At 71.4% G+C, this 22,221-nt stretch carries 17 protein-coding genes; 10 read left to right on the plus strand and 7 right to left on the minus strand.

The window, feature by feature from the left end; translation table 11 throughout:
- Positions 1 to 576: 576 nt before the first annotated feature.
- Genes OG462_RS18200 through OG462_RS18210 form a run of 3 tightly spaced genes read left to right on the plus strand, consistent with a single transcriptional unit; the run spans position 577 to position 3,444 of the window.
- Positions 577 to 1,119 (plus strand): cysteine dioxygenase, encoded by a 543-nt coding sequence (locus OG462_RS18200; RefSeq protein ID WP_406058814.1) that lies wholly within the window; start codon positions 577 to 579, stop codon positions 1,117 to 1,119.
- A 13-nt stretch (positions 1,120 to 1,132) separates the two neighbouring features.
- Positions 1,133 to 2,086 (plus strand): 2-phospho-L-lactate transferase, encoded by a 954-nt coding sequence (gene cofD, locus OG462_RS18205; protein ID WP_266892531.1) that lies wholly within the window; start codon positions 1,133 to 1,135, stop codon positions 2,084 to 2,086.
- A 50-nt stretch (positions 2,087 to 2,136) separates the two neighbouring features.
- Positions 2,137 to 3,444, plus strand: coding sequence for a coenzyme F420-0:L-glutamate ligase (locus OG462_RS18210; RefSeq protein ID WP_406058816.1), 1,308 nt, complete (start codon positions 2,137 to 2,139; stop codon positions 3,442 to 3,444).
- 139 nt (positions 3,445 to 3,583) lie between these two features.
- Here OG462_RS18210 and OG462_RS18215 read toward each other — a convergent pair whose 3' ends face one another.
- The 3 genes from OG462_RS18215 to OG462_RS18225 form a co-directional block, all read right to left on the minus strand.
- Positions 3,584 to 4,540 (minus strand): DNA-3-methyladenine glycosylase family protein, encoded by a 957-nt coding sequence (locus tag OG462_RS18215; RefSeq protein ID WP_406058818.1) that lies wholly within the window; start codon positions 4,538 to 4,540, stop codon positions 3,584 to 3,586.
- 202 nt (positions 4,541 to 4,742) lie between these two features.
- The gene (locus OG462_RS18220) at positions 4,743 to 5,825 is read right to left on the minus strand and encodes a sugar phosphate nucleotidyltransferase (protein ID WP_406058820.1); all 1,083 of its coding nucleotides are present in this window, start codon (positions 5,823 to 5,825) and stop codon (positions 4,743 to 4,745) included.
- A 104-nt stretch (positions 5,826 to 5,929) separates the two neighbouring features.
- Positions 5,930 to 7,417: a peptidoglycan recognition protein gene (locus tag OG462_RS18225; protein ID WP_406066587.1), complete on the minus strand. Its 1,488-nt coding sequence runs from the start codon at positions 7,415 to 7,417 to the stop codon at positions 5,930 to 5,932.
- A 140-nt stretch (positions 7,418 to 7,557) separates the two neighbouring features.
- Between OG462_RS18225 and OG462_RS18230 the strand changes: the two genes are divergently transcribed.
- The 4 genes from OG462_RS18230 (at position 7,558) to OG462_RS18245 (ending at position 13,630) form a co-directional block, all read left to right on the plus strand.
- Positions 7,558 to 8,310, plus strand: a complete 753-nt coding sequence (locus OG462_RS18230) for a TIGR03089 family protein (RefSeq protein ID WP_406058822.1) — start codon at positions 7,558 to 7,560, stop codon at positions 8,308 to 8,310.
- Between the two features lie 301 nt (positions 8,311 to 8,611).
- Positions 8,612 to 9,826 (plus strand): LCP family protein, encoded by a 1,215-nt coding sequence (locus OG462_RS18235; protein WP_406058824.1) that lies wholly within the window; start codon positions 8,612 to 8,614, stop codon positions 9,824 to 9,826.
- A 268-nt stretch (positions 9,827 to 10,094) separates the two neighbouring features.
- Positions 10,095 to 11,813 (plus strand): LCP family protein, encoded by a 1,719-nt coding sequence (locus tag OG462_RS18240; RefSeq protein WP_406058826.1) that lies wholly within the window; start codon positions 10,095 to 10,097, stop codon positions 11,811 to 11,813.
- A gap of 50 nt (positions 11,814 to 11,863) precedes the next feature.
- On the plus strand, positions 11,864 to 13,630 hold the full coding sequence (locus OG462_RS18245) for an LCP family protein (protein ID WP_406058828.1): 1,767 nt from the start codon (positions 11,864 to 11,866) through the stop codon (positions 13,628 to 13,630).
- A 72-nt stretch (positions 13,631 to 13,702) separates the two neighbouring features.
- On the opposite strand, the gene OG462_RS18250 is transcribed toward OG462_RS18245, so the two are convergent.
- Positions 13,703 to 14,740: a glycosyltransferase family 2 protein gene (locus OG462_RS18250; RefSeq protein WP_406058830.1), complete on the minus strand. Its 1,038-nt coding sequence runs from the start codon at positions 14,738 to 14,740 to the stop codon at positions 13,703 to 13,705.
- 212 nt (positions 14,741 to 14,952) lie between these two features.
- On the opposite strand from OG462_RS18250, the gene OG462_RS18255 reads away from it, so the two are divergent.
- Positions 14,953 to 16,350, plus strand: coding sequence for an LCP family protein (locus OG462_RS18255; RefSeq protein WP_406066589.1), 1,398 nt, complete (start codon positions 14,953 to 14,955; stop codon positions 16,348 to 16,350).
- Positions 16,351 to 16,480: 130 nt separating this feature from the next.
- Here OG462_RS18255 and OG462_RS18260 read toward each other — a convergent pair whose 3' ends face one another.
- Complete coding sequence (locus OG462_RS18260) at positions 16,481 to 17,014, minus strand: acyl-CoA thioesterase (RefSeq protein ID WP_406058832.1); 534 nt, start codon at positions 17,012 to 17,014, stop codon at positions 16,481 to 16,483.
- A 130-nt stretch (positions 17,015 to 17,144) separates the two neighbouring features.
- Between OG462_RS18260 and OG462_RS18265 the strand changes: the two genes are divergently transcribed.
- Positions 17,145 to 18,407 (plus strand): LCP family protein, encoded by a 1,263-nt coding sequence (locus OG462_RS18265; protein ID WP_406058834.1) that lies wholly within the window; start codon positions 17,145 to 17,147, stop codon positions 18,405 to 18,407.
- 62 nt (positions 18,408 to 18,469) lie between these two features.
- Here OG462_RS18265 and OG462_RS18270 read toward each other — a convergent pair whose 3' ends face one another.
- Positions 18,470 to 19,648, minus strand: coding sequence for an acyl-CoA dehydrogenase family protein (locus tag OG462_RS18270; RefSeq protein ID WP_406058836.1), 1,179 nt, complete (start codon positions 19,646 to 19,648; stop codon positions 18,470 to 18,472).
- A 120-nt stretch (positions 19,649 to 19,768) separates the two neighbouring features.
- Here OG462_RS18270 and OG462_RS18275 point away from each other — a divergent pair, with 120 nt between their 5' ends.
- Positions 19,769 to 21,094 carry a UDP-glucose dehydrogenase family protein gene (locus tag OG462_RS18275; RefSeq protein WP_406058838.1) on the plus strand — a complete coding sequence of 442 codons (1,326 nt, stop codon included), beginning with the start codon at positions 19,769 to 19,771 and terminating at the stop codon, positions 21,092 to 21,094.
- Positions 21,095 to 21,149: 55 nt separating this feature from the next.
- Here the strand turns inward: OG462_RS18275 and OG462_RS18280 are convergent, their stop codons facing one another.
- A complete protein-coding gene (locus OG462_RS18280) occupies positions 21,150 to 22,082 on the minus strand; it encodes a membrane dipeptidase (RefSeq protein WP_406058839.1) in 933 nt (310 codons plus the stop codon).
- Positions 22,083 to 22,221: the final 139 nt, after the last annotated feature.

Genomic DNA, 22,221 nt, shown 5'->3' on the forward strand with positions numbered 1-22,221 from the left:
GTATTCACTCTGCGGAACCAAGCCTATGCGGAAAGTGTTCAAATCACCAAAAACCGTGACACATGCCACCGGCTTGGGCGCACCGTGCGCGACCCTCGTAAGGGAGGACGTCCGAGACTTGGATCTTGTTGCGATCCAGCCATGGAAGCGATCCGGATCACAGTCCGATCACGGACCGGCCGGGGTCCACGTGGTGACCGAGCGTGGTCGATCACGCGGGCGCCGCCATGTTTACGGGCACGGTTGAAGCGCCATCTCTCCTGGTCCGCGGCTGAACAAACCTTTCTCCGCGCACTGTAACCGGATGAGGTGAAACATTACCCCCAAATCGGGCATTGGGTTGACAGTCGGGTGCCGTTCCGGCCACCTTTGGTGGCATGCCAGCGACCGCAGTGCTCTCCGCGACCCACAGCCGTGGGTTCCGCAGCGCTGTCCAGGCGCGCTGTTGCTGTTGCTGTCCCAGCTGTTGATGCCGTAGAGCTCCAGCCTTTCTCCCAGCGTCACCCTGCGTCACTCGCGTCACCTCGTCTCCGTGACCCCCACCGCTTCTGTTTCTGCTGAGGAACCTCCCCACCCATGAACATGGACAGCGACCTTCAGATCGCCGGCGACATCCTCGAGGTCCCGCACCTCCTCCAGCCCGAGCGCGCCCACCCCGTGACCGTGGCCGAGTTCGCCGGCCTCGCGCGCTCGATCGCCGACGACCGCGCCCAGTGGGCCCCGTACGTCGAGTACGACGCCACGACCCGCTGGTACCACCGGCTGCGCACCGGGCCCGGCTACGAGGTGTGGCTGCTCTCCTGGGTGCCCGGCCAGGGCAGCGGGCTCCACGACCACGGGGTCTCCTCCGGCGTACTGACGGTCCTGGAGGGAGAACTGACGGAGCGCACGAGCGGGGGCGCCCCGGCGCTCACCGACGACGCGCGGACGCTCGCGCCGGGCGCGCAGCGCGTCTTCGCGCCGGGGTACGTCCACGAGGTCGTCAACGACTCCCTCGAACCGGCCGTCAGCCTGCACGTCTACTTCCCGGGTCTCACCGAGATGCCGATGCACGAGTCGCTCCAGGCGCAGTGCGCCCCGGTCGCCGCCCCTGTCACCACCGGGGTGGTCGTCGCCTGAGAGACTGCTGTGCATGCGCATTGTGGTTCTGGCCGGCGGTATCGGTGGTGCCCGTTTCCTTCGCGGCCTCAAGCAGGCCGCGCCGGACGCGGAGATCACGGTCATCGGCAACACCGGTGACGACATCCATCTCTTCGGGCTGAAGGTCTGCCCCGACCTGGACACGGTGATGTACACCCTCGGCGGTGGCATCAACGAGGAACAGGGCTGGGGCCGTCGCGACGAGTCCTTCACCGTCAAGGAGGAGCTCGCGGCGTACGGCGTCGGACCCGAGTGGTTCGGACTCGGCGACCGGGACTTCGCGACCCACATCGTCCGTACGCAGATGCTCGGCGCGGGCTACCCGCTGAGCGCCGTCACCGAGGCGCTGTGCGCCCGCTGGCAGCCGGGCGTACGCCTCCTCCCCATGTCCGACGACCGCGTCGAGACGCATGTGGCGATCGAGGTCGACGGCGAGCAGCGCGCGGTGCACTTCCAGGAGTACTGGGTGAAGCTGCGCGCCTCCGTGGACGCGAAGGCGATCGTGCCGGTCGGCGCGGAGGCCGCGAAGCCCGCGCCGGGCGTCCTGGAGGCCATCGCCGAGGCGGACGTCATCCTCTTCCCGCCGTCCAACCCCGTGGTGAGCGTCGGGACGATCCTGGCCGTGCCCGGGATCCGTGAGGCGATCGTCGCGGCCGAGGTGCCCGTGGTGGGCCTCTCCCCCATCGTCGGCGACGCACCCGTGCGCGGGATGGCCGACAAGGTGCTCGCGGCGGTCGGCGTGGAGTCGACGGCGGCGGCGGTCGCCAGGAACTACGGCTCCGAGCTCGTCGACGGCTGGCTCGTCGACACCGTCGACGCGGGCGCGGTCGCGGACGTCGAGGCGGCGGGCATCCGCTGCCGGGCGGTCCCGCTGATGATGACCGACGTCGAGGCGACGGCCGCGATGGCGCGGGAGGCGTTGGCGCTCGCGGAGGAGCTCCGGTGACCTCGGTGACTGATGTGACTGCTGGGTCCGCGGGGTCTGTTGAGACCGGGGTGGCCCCGGAGGCTCCCTCGTACCGGGTCTGGGCGCTGCCCGGGCTGCCGGAGGTGACGGCCGGGGACGACCTGGCCAAGCTGATCGCCTCCGTCTCGCCCGAACTCGTCGACGGGGACGTCCTCCTCGTCACCTCCAAGATCGTGAGCAAGGCCGAGGGGCGGGTGATCGCCGCCGACGACCGCGAGGAGGCCATCGACGCCGAGACGGTACGGGTGGTGGCGCGGCGCGGCGCCCTGCGGATCGTCGAGAACCGGCAGGGCCTGATCATGGCCGCCGCCGGGGTCGACGCGTCCAACACCCCTGCCGGGACGGTGCTGTTGCTGCCCGAGGACCCCGACGCCTCGGCGCGGCACATCCGTTCGGGGCTGCGCGAGGCGCTCGGCGTCGACGTGGGCGTCGTCGTCACGGACACCTTCGGGCGCCCCTGGCGCGGTGGGCTCACCGACGTGGCGATCGGGGCGGCCGGAGTGCGGGTCCTCGACGATCTGCGCGGCGGGACCGACTCGTTCGGCAATCCGCTGAGCGCGACCGTGGTCGCCACCGCCGACGAACTCGCCGCCGCGGGCGACCTGGTGAAGGGCAAGGCCGCCGGTCTGCCGGTCGCCGTCGTCCGCGGACTGGCGCACGTGGTGGCCGGGGACGAGGAGCCGGGGGCGCGGGCGCTGGTGCGCGGCGCCGCCGACGACATGTTCCGGCTCGGCACCTCGGAGGCCGTACGGGAGGCGGTGACGCTGCGGCGGACCGTACGGGAGTTCACCGACGACCCCGTAGACCCGGGCGCGGTACGGCGTGCGGTCGCGGCGGCCGTCACGGCGCCGGCCCCGCACCACACCACGCCGTGGCGGTTCGTGCTTCTGGAGTCGGCGGGGTCGCGGATGCGGCTGCTCGACGCGATGCGGGACGCGTGGATCGCGGACCTGCGGCGGGACGGCAAGTCCGAGGAGTCCATCGCGAAGCGGGTCCGGCGCGGGGACGTCCTGCGCAACGCCCCGTACCTGGCGGTGCCCTGTCTCGTCATGGACGGCTCCCACCACTACGGCGATGCGCGCCGGGACGCGGCCGAGCGCGAGATGTTCGTGGTGGCGGCGGGCGCGGGCGTCCAGAACTTCCTGGTGGCGCTGGCCGGTGAGCGGCTGGGCTCCGCGTGGGTGTCCTCGACGATGTTCTGCCGGGACGTCGTACGGGAGGTCCTCGACCTGCCGGCCGGGTGGGACCCGCTGGGCGCGGTGGCGATCGGCCACCCGGCGGGGGCGCCGAGGGAGCGGGCGGCGCGGATGGCTTCGGAGTTCGTCGAGGTGCGGTGAGCCTGCGCCTTCGGGAGCGTTCCGTGCGTGGTGCGGTGAGCCTGCGACGCGGGGAGCGTTCCGTGGTGCGGTGAGCCTCTGTGGCGCCTTGTCGTGGTGGGGCCTTGTCGTGGTGGGGCCTTGCTGTGGAGGGGCCCGATCAGAGCGCCGTGATGTTGCCCGGGGTCATGCGGGGTGCCCTGCGGGGCGGTACGCGGCCGCTGAGGAGGATCAGGCGGGCCGCTCGGTGGCGTTGGCCCGCGTAGGGGGCCAGGAGGTCCAGCATCGCCTCGTCGTCGGTCGTACGGTCGCCCGCGAGGGCCCAGCCGACGATGCCGGGGAGGTGGAGGTCGCCGGTGGTGACCTCGTCGGGGGCGCCGTTGCTGCGCTGGATCGTCTCCGCGCTCGTCCAGGGGCCGATGCCGGGGATCAGTTCCAGGCGCACGCGGGCCGCCGGCGGGTCCATGTGAACGGCCTCCTCCAGGCGGGCCGCCACGCGGGCCGCGCGGACGATCGCCGCCGAGCGTTTGCCGTCGACGTTCGCGCGGTGCCACTCCCAGGACGGGATCTGCGTCCACGTGCGGGCGTCCGGCATCACGTACATCCCCTCGGGGGCCGGGCCCGGCGCGGGCTCCCCGAACTTCCGTACGAGCAGCCGCCAGGCCCCGTAGGCCTCGGTCGTCGTGACCTTCTGCTCCAGGACCGTCGGGATCAGCGACTCGAGGACCAGGCCCGTACGGGTCAGGCGGAGGCCCGGGCGGCGACGGTGGGTCGCCAGGACCAGCTTGTGGCGGGGGACGAAGGCGGTGGGGTCGTCCTCGGCTCCGAGCAGCGCGGGGAGGTTCTCCCGGAGCCAGGTCGCGCCCGCGCCCCAGGCCTCGGCCGCGACCTGGCCGTCGCGGACGGCCACCCGGAGGGTGCCGGGGCCGTCGGGGGTGCGGCTGGCCCGCCAGACGGAGCCGTCGGGGGTCACGCGGAAGGTGGGGTCGGCGGGGCCGCGGCGGAGGGGGCCGAGGGTGAGGCCGAGGTCCAGCGGAGCGTCTTCCGTCACGGGTACGGGGACGTGGCCGCCGCGCGTCGTCGTGCGCGTGGGTTCGGGTACGAAGCGGCCGGCCATGGATACGAGCGTAGCCGGGCGGGTGCGCCGGGGGCGGGGTCGTGCGGATCCCGGGGGCGTGCGTGCGTGCGAGCCCTGTGGGTGGGCGCGCGGGGAGCGGGCGGCGCGGGGAGCGGGCGGCGCCCTGAGGGGCTGTGCCCACCCGTTCCGCCTTGGCGGACGTATGCCCACAACCGGGCGGGCATACGTCCCGGCGTGCTGGTTACTGGTCCGAGGAGAAGCGGACCGCTCCTGCGGGGAGGGTGGCTTCGCACCAGATTCTTATGCCGTCGCGGAGTTCGTTGTCGGGGCCCACCTGGGCGCCGTCGCCTATGACCGCGCCCGTCAGGACCGTGCGGGCGCCGATGCGGGCGCCCGCGCCGATCAGGGAGTCGGTGATCACCGCGCCGGGTTCGACGACCGCGCCGGCCAGGAGCGTGGAGCCCGTGATGCGGGCGCCCTCGCCGACCACCGCGTCCGCGCCGACGACCGTGCCGCCGGTCAGCTTGGCGTCCGGGGCGACACGCGCCGACGGCAGGACCAGGCGGTCGCCGCAGCGGCCCGGGACGGCCGGGGAGGGTGCGCGGCCCAGGACCAGGTCGGCTGAGCCGCGGACGAAGGCCTGCGGGGTGCCGAGGTCCAGCCAGTACGTGGAGTCGACCATGCCCTGGAGGTGCGCGCCGGAGGCGAGGAGCTCGGGGAAGGTCTCCCGCTCGACCGAGACGGGGCGGCCGGCGGGGATCGTGTCGATGACCGAGCGCCGGAACACGTACGCGCCCGCGTTGATCTGGTCGGTGACGATCTCCTCGGGCGTCTGCGGCTTCTCCAGGAAGGCCGTGACGCGGCCGGTGGAGTCCGTGGGGACCAGACCGAAGGCCCGCGGGTCGTCGACCCGCGTGAGGTGGAGCGAGACGTCCGCGCCGGAGGAGGAGTGGGTGGCGACGAGGGCCTGGATGTCGAGGCCCGTCAGGATGTCCCCGTTGAAGATCAGGACCGGGTCGTCGGGGCCCGAGTGCAGCCGCGAGGCCACGTTGCGTATCGCGCCGCCGGTGCCCAGCGGCTCCTCCTCGGTGACGTACTCCAGGCTCAGGCCGAGGGACGAGCCGTCACCGAAGTGCGGCTCGAAGACCTCGGCCAGGTACGAGGTGGCGAGCACGATGTGCTCGACGCCGGCGGCGCGGGCGCGGGCCAGCTGGTGCGTCAGGAAGGGGACGCCTGCTGCCGGGACCATGGGCTTGGGCGTGTTGACCGTGAGCGGTCGCAGCCTTGTTCCCTTGCCACCGACCAGGAGGATCGCTTCAGTCACCTTGTCGTCTCTGCTTCCTGTTCGGGGCCGGTCGGCTCGCCCGTCTCGGTCGTCCGTGCGATATGACCGGTCAGTTTAGGCAGATCGTTGCCCCGATGACCCCATCAGCTCCTTCCCTGGTACTTCGCCGAGCTCGCGCGGGCCGTTCCGAGCTTGCCGTACAGCCGTGCGCCGGGGCACTCCGTGGCGAATCCGTCACGGTGTCCCGCGATGGCGTTGAACTTGACCGTACTGCCCTTCTTGTACAGGTTTCCGCCGCCTGAGACGAGATACGCGGCGCCCTTCGGGTTCACCCCGTGCAGCCCGAGCTTCCAGGCCGTCAGACGGGCGACGGCGGTCACCACGGCGGCCGGCGGGGCGCTCTTCGTGAACGTGCCGAGGACGGCGATGCCCATGCTGTTGGTGTTGAAGCCGAGGGTGTGCGCGCCGAGGACGGGCTTGGCCACGCCCCCCGCACGTCCTTCGTAGATGTTTCCGCACTTGTCGACGGCGAAGTTGTAGCCGAAGTCTCGCCATCCACTGCTCTGGACGTGGTAGCGGTAGATACTGCGCAGAACGGAGGGGGCCTGGGCGCAGGTGTAGTTGTTGCCGGTGGCGCTGTGGTGCACGAAGGCGGCCTTGATGCTCTTGGTGTAGACGAAGCCCTTCTCGCGGATGCGCTCGTCGGCGCCCCAGCCCTTACGGGTGATGATCTTGGGACGGGGGCCGATGTACGGCTTCGCCGCGGCCGGGGCCGCCTGAACCTCGGCGGGGGCCTGAGCCTCGGCGGGCGCCTTCACCTCCTGCGACCTCGGCATGTACGGGAGCGTGATCTCCGTCGCTTCCTTCGACAGGGCCGGGATCCAGGCCGCACCGTACGGGGCCAGCTGGGCGTTGACGCCGCTGACGGCCGCCTCCGCGGCGCTCAGACCGGCCAGGGCCAGTGAGGCCGCCGCCGTACGCGTCTCGGGCGCGGGCGTCGCGGGCGCGGTCACGGTGGTGGGCGTCATCGCCGTCGTGGGCGTCGTGGGCGTCATCTCCGCCGTGGTCTCCGTCGGGGCCTCGCCCGGGTCGACCAGTTCGAGCCGCAGGCCCGTGGGGAGCGATTCCTCCCCCCGTACGCGGATCTCCACGCCGTCCGAGTCGCCCACCCACAGCGGGGCCGTGGAGCCCTTGAGCGCCCGCCCGTGACCCTCCGCGGTGTCCGGGTCGGCGCCGTGCTCCTCGTTGTGGGTCTCCACGTCCTGCCACTCGGACCAGGCACCGCCGCCGGTGGCCCGGGTGCGGACCTGCACGACGCCGTGCAGGGCGGCCGCCGGGTCGTCCCACACGACGCCGACGAGCGAGAAGGGCCTGACGTCGCGTCGGGTGAGTCCCTGTACGCCGGCGTCGTCCGCCCCGCCGCCCAGGGCCCGGTCGGTGCCGTCCAGTGGCCCCAGTGGCAGGGACTGGGTGGCGCCTGGCAGTTCGGGCGCGGGTGGCTGTGCGGAGGCCGCCGGTGGCAGCCCGAGCGCCGAAGGCACCGCGGCCGCCACGGGTGCGGCAAGAGAGACCGGCAGGGCGAGGGCCGCCGCGCAGGTGACGGCGATCGAGGAGGCGAGTGAGGCACGCATCATGGGCCGATCGTGCGTACCCCGGGGCCGTTCCGCGCGCCGGGAACCCGCCCGGAAACTGACTCCCCGTCGGGCCGACCGGTGGACGGCGTCACCGGTACGGCGGACCCCCGTGCGGCGGCGCGCGTACGCTGTCCGGCGTGAACGCCAGCGACCGCACCCCCGCCGACCTGCTGCGATCCGCGCTCGCCGCGGACCCCGCCCGCCCCTTGGTCACCTTCTACGACGACGCCACCGGTGAGCGGGTGGAATTGTCCGTCGCCACCTTCGCCAATTGGGTGGCCAAGACGGCGAACCTGCTCCAGGGCGAACTGTCCGCCGCGCCCGGCGACCGGCTCGCGCTGCTGCTGCCCGCGCACTGGCAGACCGCCGTCTGGCTGCTCGCCTGCTCGTCCGTCGGGGTGGCCGTGGAGGTCGGCGGCGACCCGGCGGACGCGGACCTCGTGGTCGCGGGGCCGGAGACGCTCGAAGCGGGTCTCGCCTGTTCCGGGGAGCGGATCGCGCTCTCCCTGGCCCCGCTGGGCCGCCGCTTCCCGGCCGTGCCCGCCGGGTACGCGGACTACGCGGTCGAGGTGCCGAGCCAGGGCGACCGGTTCGCCCCGTTCGTGCCGGTCGATCCGGCCGAGCCCGCACTCGTCGTCGACGGTACGGAGCGCAGCGGCGCACAGCTCGTCGAGCAGGCACGGGCGGACGCGGAGGCACTCGGCCTCACGCCCGGCGCCCGGCTGCTCTCCGGACTCGGGTACGAGGACTGGAAGGGCCTCTCGACGGGCCTGTACGCACCCCTCGCGGCCGGCGGCTCCGTGGTCCTCTGCCGGAACCTGGACCAGCTGGCTCCCGAGTCCCTCGCCAAGCGCGTGGAGAGCGAACGAGTGACGACCACCGCGGCCTGAACCACAACCGCCGAACACGCCTCATCCCGTCCCGGCCCGCGGGCGCCCACCCGCCTCGGCCGAGCGTCCGTTCAGACTCATCCGGCCTCAGCCCCCGCCGACCCGGGCGCCGGATGACCGCCAGGACCCCCTTTCGGCCCAACGCCGCGCCGAGTCCCCGGGTCCCTGCGCCCCGTCCGGTACATGATCGGCCGGGGGGAGTCGACTCCTTCCGCACAACCATGCGTGGGGTTCGGCCGTCTCCTTCTACGACCGGCTGCCGCCCGGCGCGCCGCCGACGCCATGAAGGACGGACTCAGACGTGACGGACCGTGCGGGCACACCCGCCGAACCGGATCCCTCCGCGACGGAGGGCACGGCTCCCGGGGCTCCGGAGGAGCCGCGCCGACGCCGCCACTGGCTGCGGTGGACGGCACTCGGCGTCTCGGTCGTGGTGCTGGCCGCGGCCGGGGTCGGCTGGTGGTTCTACCGCAAGCTCGACGGCAACATCACCACGGACACCACCGCCGCCGCCGAGCTCCAGAAGTACGAGAAGGAGCGCCCGGCGGCCGTCGTCTCGGCCGCCCGCAACATCCTGCTCATCGGCTCGGACACCCGGGCCGGCGCGGGGAACCGCAAGTACGGCAAGGACAAGGGCACCCAGCGCTCCGACACGACGATCCTGCTGCACCTGTCGGCGGGGAAGAAGAGCGCGACCGCCGTCTCCCTCCCCCGCGACCTGATGGTGACGATCCCGAGCTGCCGCAAGGCCGACGGGACCCGGACCCGTGAGCAGTTCGCGCAGTTCAACTGGGCCTTCGAGTTCGGCGGGGCGGCGTGCACGATCCGTACCGTCGAGAAGCTGACCGGGATCCGGGTGGACCACCACATGGTGATCGACTTCCGGGGCTTCAAGAAGATGGTGGACGCCGTCGACGGCGTGGAGGTCTGCCTCAAGGAGCCGGTGAACGATCCCGACGCGAAGCTGAAGCTGCCCGCGGGCCGCCAGACGCTCCACGGGGAGCAGGCCCTCGGCTTCGTACGGGCCCGGAAGTCGATCGGCAACGGCAGCGACACGGAACGCATGGACCGCCAGCAGCAGTTCCTCGGCGCCCTGGTCAACAAGGTGCAGAGCGACGGGGTGCTGCTGAACCCGACCAAGCTCTATCCGGTCCTGGACGCGGCCACCAAGGCGATCACGACCGACCCGGGGCTCGACTCGCTGCGGGACCTGTACGACCTCGCGCGCTCGATGCGGGCCGTGCCGACCGAGAAGGTGCAGTTCCTCACGGTCCCCCGCCGCTCGTACCGATACGACGCGAACCGGGACGAACTGGTACAGCCGGCGGCGAGTCAACTCTTCAAGCAGCTACGGGAGGACAGGGCCGTCGTGGTGACCCCCGGCGACGAGAAGAAGGACGGGGCGCAGACGAACGGGAACGGGGCGGACGGCAAGCCCGACGACGCGGACAGCCCGGCGCCCTCCGTCACCCCCACCTTCACGGGGCGGAACGCGGCGGAAGGAGTGTGCACCTAGAACGGCCTCCGGAACGCGCCGCGGGGGCGGTGGGTAAAGGGCACACCAAGGGGAGGGCTGGGAGCGATGAGGTTTGAGCAAATTGCCCGGTTGTAAGCGGCGTGGAGTTTGTCACGCGCGTCGCCCCACACTGAACTGGGCGGATAGTGTGACGCGATCCGGTGCACCCCGACCGCGTGGTCGCACCCATCAAGGATCGAACGACCGAGAGAGCGGCGCCCACTGGGGGAGGCGCCTCGCGTGGCACCGACGGAGGACTCGAGTAACCGTGGACGCGCACAGCCGTGGACGGGCGGAGGAGATCGACCCCGCCGACCAGTGGGTGCTCAACCCGCAGACGGGCAACTACGAACTGCGACTGGACCACTCCGCTGGGCAGCCGCAAGCACCGTCCAGGCCCCGTAGATCCACCGTTCCCGCGCCCGCGCCCGCCGACACCCCCGTCGACGCACCCGTACCCGGCCAGCGCCAGCGGCGGGTCTCCGAGCCGGGCGGCGGACAGCAGTCGCCCGCGAGCCGCCGCAAGCGCAAGCAGGGCGCGTCCCGCAAGAAGAAGGTCCTGCTGTGGACCGGCGGCACGATGGCCTTCGTCCTCGTCGGCGGTGCGACCGGCGCGTACCTGCTCTACAACAAGCTCGACGGGAACATCGACGTCGTCGACCCCGTGGGCGCCGAGAACAAGGGCTTCCGCGAGGGCGAGGCGTTCAACGTCCTGATCATCGGCACCGACAAGCGGACCGGCGAGGGCAACTCGGGCTACGGCGACAACAACAGCCCCGGCCACGCGGACACCACGATCCTCTTCCACGTCTCCAAGGACCGGACGAACGCCACGGCGCTCTCCATCCCGCGCGACCTGGTGACGACGATCCCGGAGTGCCAGACGCGGCAGCCCGACGGTCAGATCCTGACGATCCCCGGCCAGCAGAAGGCCCGCTTCAACGTGAGCCTCGGCCAGGACGGCCGCGACCCCGGATGCACCATGCGTACGGTCAAGGAACTGACCGGCCTGACCGTCAACCACTTCATGATGGTCGACTTCAACGCCGTCAAGGAACTGACCACGGCCGTCGGCGGCGTGAAGGTCTGCGTCGAGAAGCCGGTGGACGACCCCAAGTCGCACCTGAAGCTGCCGGCCGGCGAGTCGGTCATCGAGGGGGAGAAGGCGCTCGCCTTCGTCCGTACCCGCTCCAGCTTCGGCAACAAGAGCGACCTGGACCGGATCAAGGTCCAGCAGCAGTTCCTCGGCTCGATGATCCGGCAGATGAAGTCGGACGAGACGCTCACCAGCCCGACGAAGCTGTACGACCTCGCCGAGGCGGCCACGAACGCGCTCACCGTCGACAAGGGCATAGGGTCCCTCGGCAAGCTCCAGGACCTGGCCAAGGAGCTCTCCGGGATCGACACGAAGAACATCGCGTTCGCGACCCTCCCGGTCATCGACAACCCGGACGAGCCCAAGCCGATCACCGTGGTGCCGCATCCGACGCAGGCACCGCAGCTCTTCGCCGCGATGCAGGCCGACACCTCGCTCACCGAGGTGAAGAAGAAGCAGCAGGACGCCAAGAACGCCCAGACACAGGCGCAGGCCGCGCTCCTCAAGGGCGCACGCGCCGAGGCCGTCGACGTACGCGTCGACGTCTTCAACGGCAGTGGCATCCAGGGCGCGGCCCAGTCGACCATCAACTGGCTGCAGAACGACCAGGGCGTGACCCGCTCCACCAACAAGAGCAACGCCCCCGAGAAGGCGGCGAAGACCACGCTCACCTACGCACCGAACCAGGCCGATCAGGCCCGCACACTCGCGGACATGATGGGGCTGCCCGCCACGGCGCTCAAGCCGGGCACGCAGAACGCAGGGGAACGCGAGCCCATGACGCTCGTCCTCGGCGCCGACTTCAAGGGCGCGGGGGTGCCCATCACCGGTCCGGCGAAGGCGCCGGACGTCGAGAAGGTAGAAGCTGACAAGCAGGTGTGCGCCAAGTAGTCCGGAAACATCGGGACTTGACGCACTCCTGACTGACGAGGGGACCTGGGGTGGGACAGAACAGCGTGCGTGGGGAGGGAACGCGTGGACGCGTTCCGCGCGCCCGTGAACTGGGCTGGGACGACGAGCTGTACGACGCCGGTGCCGCCACCGGCGCCGGGGCCGACGCTCCCGAGGAGACCGAGGGGACCGGGGCTTCCGGTGCCACGACCCGCGCCGAGCGCCGGCGCGGCACCGGAAACGGCAGCGGTGGCGGCGCCGACGGACGGACGGGCCACCGCCGTGGCGGCTCCCGCCGGCGCGCCAAGAAGGCCGGCAAGCGCAAGGCGCTGCGTTGGATCGCGATCACGCTGTCGGTGCTGATACTCGGCACGGCCGGCGCCGGATACCTGTACTACGAGCACCTGAACGGCAACATCCGCAGCGGCGGCCGCGCGGGCGGTGAGAGCGGTGTGAAGAAGGCCCCGCCGAACGCGCTGGGCGACACCCCGCTGAACATCCTGCTGATCGGATCCGACAGCCGGGCGGACGAGAAGAACATCGCCCTGGGCGGCGGCCGGAACGACAAGGACCGCCCGCCGCTCGCCGACGTACAGATGCTGCTGCACGTCTCGGCGGACCGCGAGAACGCCTCGATCATCTCCATCCCGCGCGACACGGTCGTCCACATCCCCGCATGCAAGGGCGAGGACGGCACGCCCTACGCGGCCACGGACAACCGGCCGATCAACGAGAGCCTCCAGCGCGGCGGCCCCGGCTGCACCCTCACCACCTGGGAGAGCCTCACCGGCGTCTACATCGACCACTGGCTGATGGTCGACTTCGCCGGTGTCGTGGCGATGGCCGACGAGGTCGGGGGTGTTCCGGTCTGTGTGAGCGACGCCGTCTACGACAGGTCGACCCGGGCGGCACCGGGCGGTTCCCAGCTGAAACTGCAGAAGGGCACCACCGACGTCAAGGGTGAGAAGGCCCTCCAATGGCTGCGCACCCGGCACGCGTTCGGCAGCGACCAGAACCGCGCCAAGGCCCAGCACATGTACATGAACGGGATGATGAAGAAGCTCCAGGGCCAGAACGCCTGGAGCGACACCGGTCGCCTGATGGGTCTTGCCGAGACGGCCACGCGTGCCCTCCAGGTCTCCGACGAGCTGAAGACCGTGGCAAAGCTCTTCGACCTGTCGATGCAGCTGAAGAACGTCAAGCTCGACCGCCTCACGACGGCCACGGTCCCGACCTCCGAGTACCCGCCGAACCCCAAGGCCTGGCTCCAACTCGTCCCGTCCTCCGCCGCCAAGATGTGGTCGATGCTCCGTGACGACGTCGCCTTCGACAAGAACGGCGACAAGGCCGGCACCAAGCCGAAGCCCTCGGCCTCCGCGAAGCCGAAGACGGCCGCCGAGGCCCCGGGCTCCTTCGCCGTGACCGTCGCCAACGGCACCGCGGGCACCGACGAGGCGCCCGTCGAGGGCCGCGCCAAGGACATCACCGCGGTCCTCACGGGCAAGGGCTTCACGCAGGCCGAGTCCTCCAGGGAGGCGCAGCCCCGCGAGGACACGGTCGTCCTGTACCCGAAGGACGCCGGCGACCAGGGCAAGGCGAACGCCCTGTCCGTGGCGAAGGCCCTCGGGCTGCCCGACGCCAAGGTCCGGGCCGACGCCAAGGCCGAGGGCATCGCCCTCGTCGTCGGAGCGGACTGGCGCGAGGGCACCGTGTACAAGAGGCCGACGGCCGTCGCGGGCGACCTGCCCGAGGGCGCCGACGACAAGGCGGCCTGCATGGACGTCTACTCCGTCTACAAGTGGGACGGGAAGAGCTGACCCCTCCCCCGCGTACGAGAACGGCGGCCGGGCCCCGAAAGGGACCCGGCCGCCGTTCTCGTACGGGAGTCGTCAGACCGACTCGGTCTCGCCGGTCTTCACGGCCGGGCGGCGGCTCGCGATGACCTTCTTCGCCAGGGAGCGGGGGCTCGTCAGGAAGCCGTATCCCCACGACATGTGCATCGTCGCGAGGGCCACCGGGATCTGCAGGCGGGCCTTGAGCGAGAGGCCCTTGCCGGCGGGCAGCGAGCCGGCCGTGATCGCGGCGAGGTAGCCGGCCGGGATCACGAAGCCGAGCGGGGTGAGGACGGCGCCCACGACCAGGCCGGCGGCGATGGCGCACACGGCGGTCGGCGGGGCCAGGTAGCGGAGGTTGATGGAGCCCTCGTGGTAGCGGGCCACGACGTGGCGCCAGCGGCCGTAGTCCTTGTACTGCTTCGCGAGGGCCTTCACGGACGGCCTCGGGCGGTACTGGACGCGCAGCTCCGGCGAGAACCAGATCAGGCCGCCGGCCTCGCGGATGCGGAAGTTCAGCTCCCAGTCCTGGGCGCGGATGAACTCCACGTTGTAGCCGTCCTGCTGTTCGAGCGCCTCGCGCCGGAAGACACCCAGGTACACGGTCTCGGCGGGGCCCGCCTCGCCGCCCGTGTGGAAGGCGGCGTTGCCCACGCCGATCTTCGAGGTCATCGCGGCGGCGACCGCGTCCTCCCAGGCGTTCTCCCCCTCGGCGTGCATGACACCGCCGACGTTCTGCGCGCCGGTCTCCTCCAGGAGCCGGACGGCCGTGGCGATGTAGTTCGGGGAGAGCATGCCGTGACCGTCCACGCGCACCACGATCGGGTGACGCGAGGCCTTGATCGCCGCGTTGAGCGCGGCGGGCGTACGGCCCGTGGGGTTCGGCACGGTCTTGACGCGGGCTCGTTCGGAGGCGGTCTCACGGACGAGTTCGGCGGCGATCTCGTCGGTGCGGTCCGTGGACGGGCCGAGCGCGATCACCACCTCCATCTCGCCGTCGTACTCCTGCTCCAGGATGTGACGAACCGAGGTGCGCAGATACCGCTCCTCGTTGAGGACCGGCATGATCACGGAGACGGGGGGCGTGGCGTTCATTGCCCGCCACGTTACCGCGAACGGGGGACAGCGGGCGCGCCGCCCGGGTGGTGCTGCCTTGCGCTGATCGTATGGGCCTACCGTGCTCACGGTTCCCTTTGTCACACCCGCGGAGGTGTCCGTCCGTGCCCACACCGCCCCGCACGCCCCGTCCCCGGCCCACCGCCCGTGCCGTACCGGTCCGCCGGCGGCGCAGGCGCCCCCGGTGGGGGATGCGGATGGCGACGGCGCTCTCCGTGACGGTGCTCGCGGCGGGCGGGATCGGGCACGCCGTGGTGACCGGCCTGGACACCGGGATCACCCGGGTCGACCCCTTCAAGGACATGAAGAACCGGCCCCAGGCCGGGCACGGGATGAACGTCCTCGTCGTCGGCACCGACGGCCGGGACCGGATCACCCCCGAGGAGAGGGCGAAGTACCGGCTCGGCGGCGCGCCCTGCCACTGCACCGACACCGTCATGCTCGTCCACATCTCGGAGGACCGGGAGCGGGCCAGCGTGGTGAGCCTGCCCCGTGACTCGTACGCCGAGATGCCCGAGCACACCGATCTGACCAGTGGAAAGAAGCACCACGCGCATCCGGTGAAGCTGAACGCGGCGTACGCGGAGGGCGGGCCCTCGCTGACCGTACGGACCGTCGAGTCGATGACCGGCGTCAAGATCGACCACTACCTGGAGGTCGACTTCGCCAGTTTCATGCGGACGGTGGACGCGGTCGGCGGGGTGCAGATCTGTACGACCCGGCCGGTCAAGGACTCACACACCGGGCTGGACCTGACGGCCGGCACCCACGAGCTGGACGGCGGGCAGGCGCTGCAGTACGTGCGGTCCCGGCACATCGACGGGGCCGCCGACATCGGGCGGATGCAGCGGCAGCAGCGGTTCCTGGCGGCGCTGATCGAGCGGATCACGAGCGGCGGGGTGCTGTTCAACCCGGTGCGGTTCCGTGAGGTCGCCACGACGATGCTGAGCTCCGTCCGGGCCGACGAGGACTTCGGTACGGATCAGCTGCTCGCCCTCTCCAAGGCGATGCGCGGCTTCACGCCGGCGTCGTCGGAGTTCGTGTCCGTGCCGATCGGGGACATGAGCTTCCCCGTGAAGGGGATCGGGTCGACGGTGAAGTGGGACGCGGCGAAGGCGCAGAAGCTGTTCCAGGCGTTGCGGGAGGATCGGCCGTTGGCGCCTGCGTCGTCCTCGGCCTCCTCCTCGTCCTCGTCCTCGGCCAAGGCGCCGAAGGCCGTCGTGGTGGATGTGGCGCCGCGGACCGTGCGGGTGCAGGTCTACAACGGGACCCGGACCGACGGGCTCGGCCGGAAGGTCGACGACGCGCTGCGCGGGACCGGCTTCGACACCACCCGGACGCCGATGACCGGGGCCGGGAAGGAGCGGGCGCGGACGCTCGTGGAGTACGACCCGCGCTGGGACCGCTCGGCGAAGACCCTCGCGGCGGCACTGCCGGGGGCGGAGCTTCGGGCGGTGGCGCGGCGGGGCGGGACTCTGCGGGTGACTGTGGGGGCGGACTACAAGGGGGTTACGGCGGTGCGGGCGGAGGATGCGGGGCGGGCGGGGCCCTTCGAGGCGGTGACCGGGGACCGGGTCGTCTGTCCGTGACCCGGGGGCCGGGCTGGGGTTCAGGCACAAGGGGCGGAGGCGCCGCCAAGGGCGCCGTTCCGTTGTGCCCACCCGTTCCGCCCTGCGGAACGATTGCCCACAACGGGCCGGGGGCGCCGTCCAGGCCGTCCTAGTCCTCGTAGCCTTCGGCGGCTCGGCGTTCGCGGAGTTCCTTGATGGCTTGGCGGCGGGCCAGGCGGTGGGTCCGGCGGATCTGGGCTTCCTGGTTGCGGCGCTTGTCCTGTTCCGTTTCCGGGACGACCTGGGGAACCGCGCGCGGCTTGCCGTCCGCGTCGACCGCGGCGAAGACCAGGTACGCCGAGCCGACCTGGGTCGCGGGCGTGGACTCGTTCCAGCGCTCCGCCAGGACCCGTACCCCGACCTCCATCGACGAGCGGCCGGTCCAGTTGACCTGGGCCTTCACGTGCACCAGGTCACCCACCCGTACCGGCTCCAGGAAGGCCATCTCGTCCATCGAGGCGGTGACCGCCGGTCCGCCCGAGTGCCGGCCCGCGACGGCGCCCGCCGCGTCGTCCACCAGCTTCATGATCACGCCGCCGTGCACCGTACCGAGGAGGTTGGTGTCGTGGCTGGTCATGATGTGGCTGAGGGTGGTGCGGGAGGCGGAGGTGGGCTTGCCCGGGATATCGCCCTGATCTGTCATGCCCTCCACCATATGCCGGGTCTCGTGGCCGTCGCCGTTCGGTCCGCTTTGCATCAGCTTGGCAACAGCACCGGTCCGATCTTCCACCCGGCCTGTCGCGCGTAAAGGCCTGCCCGGCACACTGGTCCGCATGAATGACTGGCCCGAAGACGGCGGCTACGGCCGTGGCAACGCGAACTCCCAGCCTGAGGGACCTCGCCGGATGAGCCATGTGCAGCGTCCGCAGGTTCCGCAGCAGCCGCCTCGGCACGACCAGGGCTACAACCCGAACTTCACCCAGGCGCAGGGCTCGGGTTACGACTCCGGTTACAGCTCGGGCCAGGTCTACGGCGGCCAGCAGGGCGGAGGGCACGGGACCGTGCCGCCGCAGTACGCGCCGGGCCCCGGCGGCGGAGGTCCCGGCCGCCCCGCCCCGAACTGGCGCAAGCGCATCAAGGTCGGCTCGATCGTCCTGGTCGTCGGCGTCCTCGCCTGGGGCATCGGCACCTACGCCTGGGCCAGCTCGCAGATGCGCAACGAGGTCGACCTCTCCAAGGTCATCGAGCGGCCCTCCGAGGGCGACTGCACGACGTATCTGATCGTCGGCTCCGACAGCCGTGAGGGCATGTCCGCCGAGGAGAAGAAGAAGCTCCACACCGGCTCCGCCGAGGGCAAGCGGACCGACTCGATGATGATCCTCGCGGCCTGCTCCAGCGGGAACACGATGGTCTCGCTCCCCCGTGACTCCTGGGTGACGATCCCGAACTTCGTCGGCTCCGAGTCGGGCAAGTCGTACCCGGCGCGCGGCGGCTCCAAGCTGAACGCCGCGTACGCGATGGACGGCCCCGAGCTGCTCGTCCGTACCGTCGAGTTCAACACCGGCCTCCGCATCGACCACTACGCCGAGATCGGCTTCGCCGGCTTCGCGAACATCGTCGACGCGCTCGGCGGGGTCGAGCTGAACATCGACAAGGGCTTCAAGGACAAGAAGTCCGGCGCCGACTTCCAGGCCGGCACGCAGACCCTCAACGGCGAGCAGGCCCTGGCCTTCGTCCGCACCCGGTACGCCTTCGCCCAGTCGGACCTCCAGCGGACGAAGAACCAGCAGAAGTTCCTCTCCGCCCTGGCCAACCAGGCGGCGACGCCGGGCACGATCCTCAACCCGTTCGAGCTGTACCCGACGCTGGGCGCCGGTCTGGACACGCTGGTCGTGGACAAGGACATGTCGCTGTACGACCTCGGGAAGATGTTCTTCGCCATGAAGGGCATCAACAGCGGCGACGGCAAGTCGATGAACATGCCGATCTCGGGCAAGGCGCCGCAGAACTCCCTCAAGTGGGACATGCCGAAGGTGAAGCAGCTGGTGCAGCAGATCCAGAACGACGAGAAGGTCACCGTCGAGTCGGATCGCTGACCCGGTCACCGCACGAGAAAGGGCGCCCTCTTCGTCCGGGGGCGCCCTTTCTCGTGCCTCCCCTACGGGAGGTTGCGGGCCATGACGATGCGCTGGACCTGGTTGGTGCCTTCGTAGATCTGGGTGATCTTGGCGTCGCGCATCATGCGCTCGACGGGGTAGTCGCGGGTGTAGCCGTAGCCGCCGAGGAGCTGGACGGCGTCGGTGGTGACCTCCATCGCGACGTCGGAGGCGAAGCACTTGGCGGCGGCGCCGAAGAAGGTGAGGTCCTCCTTGTCGCCTCCGGCGGAGACGCGCTCGGACTTCGCCGCGGCGGCGTAGGTGAGCTGGCGGGCGGCTTCGAGCTTCATGGCCATGTCGGCGAGCATGAACTGGACGCCCTGGAAGTCGGCGATGGGCTTGCCGAACTGCTTGCGTTCCTTGACGTAGCCCTTGGCGTAGTCGAGAGCGCCCTGGGCGATGCCGATGGCCTGGGCGGCGATGGTGATGCGGGTGTGGTCGAGGGTCTTCATGGCGGTGGCGAAGCCGGTGCCCTCGGCGCCGATCATGCGGTCGGCGGGGATGCGGACGTTGTCGAGGTAGACCTCGCGGGTCGGGGAGCCCTTGATGCCGAGCTTCTTCTCCGGGGCGCCGAAGGACACGCCCTCGTCGGACTTCTCCACGACGAACGCGGAGATGCCCTTGGAGCGCTTGTCGGGGTCGGTGACGGCCATCACGGTGTAGTACTCGGAGACGCCGGCGTTGGTGATCCAGCGCTTGACGCCGTTGAGGACCCAGAAGTCCCCGTCACGCACCGCGCGGGTCTTCATCCCGGCCGCGTCCGAGCCCGCGTCGGGCTCGGACAGGGCGTAGGAGAACATCGCGTCGCCCTTGGCCAGGGGGCCGAGGTACTTGTGCTTGAGCTCCTCGGAGCCGGACAGGATCACCGGCAGCGAGCCCAGCTTGTTGACCGCCGGGATCAGCGAGGAGGAGCCGCACGCGCGGGCGACCTCCTCGATCACGATCACCGTCGCGAGCGCGTCCGCGCCCGCGCCGCCGTAGGCCTCCGGGACGTGCACGGCGTGCAGGTCGCTGGCGACCAGCGCGTCCAGGGCCTCCTGCGGGAAGCGGCCCTCCTCGTCCACCGCGGCGGCGAACGGCACGATCTTCGCCTCCGCGAGCGCACGCACCGACTCCCGGAGCATGTCGTGCTCCTCGGAGGGCCGATACAGGTCGAAATCGGAAGAACCCACGACGCTCACTCACTCCCACTTTTGCTAACTACCGTTAAGTAACCCAAATGGTAGGGCGTGCCGGGGCCACGGACCAGGGCACGACTATGCTCGGGCAGGCATTCCGCCCGACGTTCACTGGAGACCCGCATGGCCCTCAAGATCACCGTGATCGGTACCGGCTACCTCGGCGCCACGCACGCCGCGGCCATGGCGGAACTGGGCTTCGAGGTCCTGGGGCTCGACGTCGTCCCCGAGAAGATCGAGCTGCTCTCCTCCGGCCGCGTCCCGATGTACGAGCCCGGTCTCGAGGAACTCCTCGCGAAGCACGTGGCCGGCATCGAGGGGTCGAGCGGGCGACTGCGCTTCACCACCTCCTGGGAGGAGGTCGGCGCCTTCGGCGACGTGCACTTCGTCTGTGTGAACACCCCGCAGAAGCACGGCGAGTACGCCTGCGACATGAGCTACGTGGACGCCGCCTTCGCCTCTCTCGCCGGGGTCGTCCGCGAAGGGGCTCTGGTCGTCGGCAAGTCGACGGTGCCCGTCGGCTCGGCCGAGCGGCTCGCGGGCGTGCTCCCGGAGGGCGTCGAGCTGGCCTGGAACCCGGAGTTCCTGCGCGAGGGCTTCGCCGTGCAGGACACCCTGCACCCCGACCGGATCGTCGTCGGCGTCGCCGGCGAGCGGGCGGAGAAGCTGCTGCGCGAGGTGTACGCCGGGCCGGTCGGCGACGGCTCGCCGTTCGTCGTGACCGACTTCCCGACGGCCGAGCTGGTGAAGACGTCCGCGAACTCCTTCCTCGCCACCAAGATCTCCTTCATCAACGCGATGGCCGAGTTGTGCGAGGCCGCCGGCGGCGACGTCGCCAAGCTTGCCGAGGCCCTCGGCCACGACGACCGGATCGGCCCCAAGTTCCTGCGCGCCGGCATCGGCTTCGGCGGCGGCTGCCTCCCCAAGGACATCCGGGCCTTCATGGCCCGCGCCGGCGAGCTGGGTGCCGACCAGGCGCTGACGTTCCTGCGCGAGATCGACTCGATCAACATGCGGCGCCGCGGCCAGATGGTCGAGATGGCGCGGGAGGCCCTCGGCGGGAGCACCTTCCTGGGCCGCCGGGTCGCCGTCCTCGGCGCCACCTTCAAGCCGGACTCGGACGACGTCCGTGACTCCCCCGCGCTGAACGTGGCCGGTCAGATACACCTCCAGGGCGGCCAGGTCACCGTCTACGACCCGAAGGGCATGGACAACGCGCGCCGCCTCTTCCCGACCCTGGGCTACGCGGACTCGGCGCGCGAGGCCGTGCGCGGGGCGGACGTGGTGCTGCACCTGACGGAGTGGCGCGAGTTCCGCGAGCTCGACCCGGCGGAGCTCGCCGAGGTCACCGCGTCGCGGGTGATCCTGGACGGCCGCAACGCGCTGGACCCGGAGCGCTGGCGGGCGGCCGGCTGGACGTACCGGGCGATGGGCCGCCCGCGCGCCTGAGGGGCGGACACGGGGAAGAGGGGGCGCTTCGGCGCCCCCTCTTCCCGTCGTACCGTCAGGCCGCCGCCGGCCGGATGCGGTTGGTCCGGGACAGGAACTCCGTCTCGCGCAGCGCACGGGTGACGTTGGCGTGCGCGAGGCCCACCAGCTCCTGGGCGGTCCAACCCCGGCGGAGCAGCTCCGCGAAGAGCGGGACGTAGCCGACGGCCGGGACGGTGGTGTGGGAGACACCCACACAGTGCGCGCCCGCCTGCGTGCGCACCCGGTCCAGGACGTCGGCGACGGCGGCCGGTTCGTCCGTGACGGTGACCATGCAGACGGCGCCGTTCTCGCCGAGGAGGGCCAGGACGTCGTCGGGCAGGCCTTCCGGGGCCGCCCTGGTGAGCAGGGCGGGGGCGCGGGTGACCGCGAGGGTGCGGCGGACCGTGTCCTGGTCGGCGCCGGACAGGTCCACGGCCAGGCCGATGCGGTTCATCTCCCGTACCGCCTCGCGGGCGAAGCGGTCGAAGCGGGTGACGTTGACGGCCCGTACGCCCAGGGCGTGATAGGCCCGCAGGGTCGCGGCGGAGGCGCCGAGCGCCGTCCAGCTGACCGGGCCGAGCAGGGCGGCGACACGGCCGCAGTTGCGGGCGTGGGCCATCTCGGAGGTCGTGTGGGCGAGGCGCAGGTCCTCGGGGCAGGCAGCGACGAGCGCGCGGATGGCGTCGATGCGCCGCAGGGTCCCGACGACGCCCGCCGCGTCTTCGCCGGGTCCGACGTGCAGCGACCAGAACTGGGCTCCGGCCTCCCCGGCGCGGGTGGGCGGGAGGTCCTCCGGGTCGAGGGCCCGGGGCAGTTCGGTGTGTCCCTCGACGACGGGCTGGGCGGCCAGGATGGCGCGGGCGCGGGACGTCTCGTCGAGCGGCGGCGGTGGCTCGGGGGGGTCGAGCTCCCCGGCGGCGGCAGGGACGGTGGAGAGGCTCTGATGATCGTCTAGCAGTTCCGCCATGGTCTTACTCCAACTCGGTGATGCAGTACCGCCCCGCCGAGTTCGGCGGGGCAGTACCGTCCACCGTGCCACCGGGCCCGTGCGGGGGCTCGGTGGACTGCGCCGTCCGGGTGAAGCACACCGAGCGCGGAGCAAGGTC

The sequence above is a fragment of the Streptomyces sp. NBC_01077 genome (genome assembly GCF_045162855.1).
Classification (GTDB): domain Bacteria; phylum Actinomycetota; class Actinomycetes; order Streptomycetales; family Streptomycetaceae; genus Streptomyces.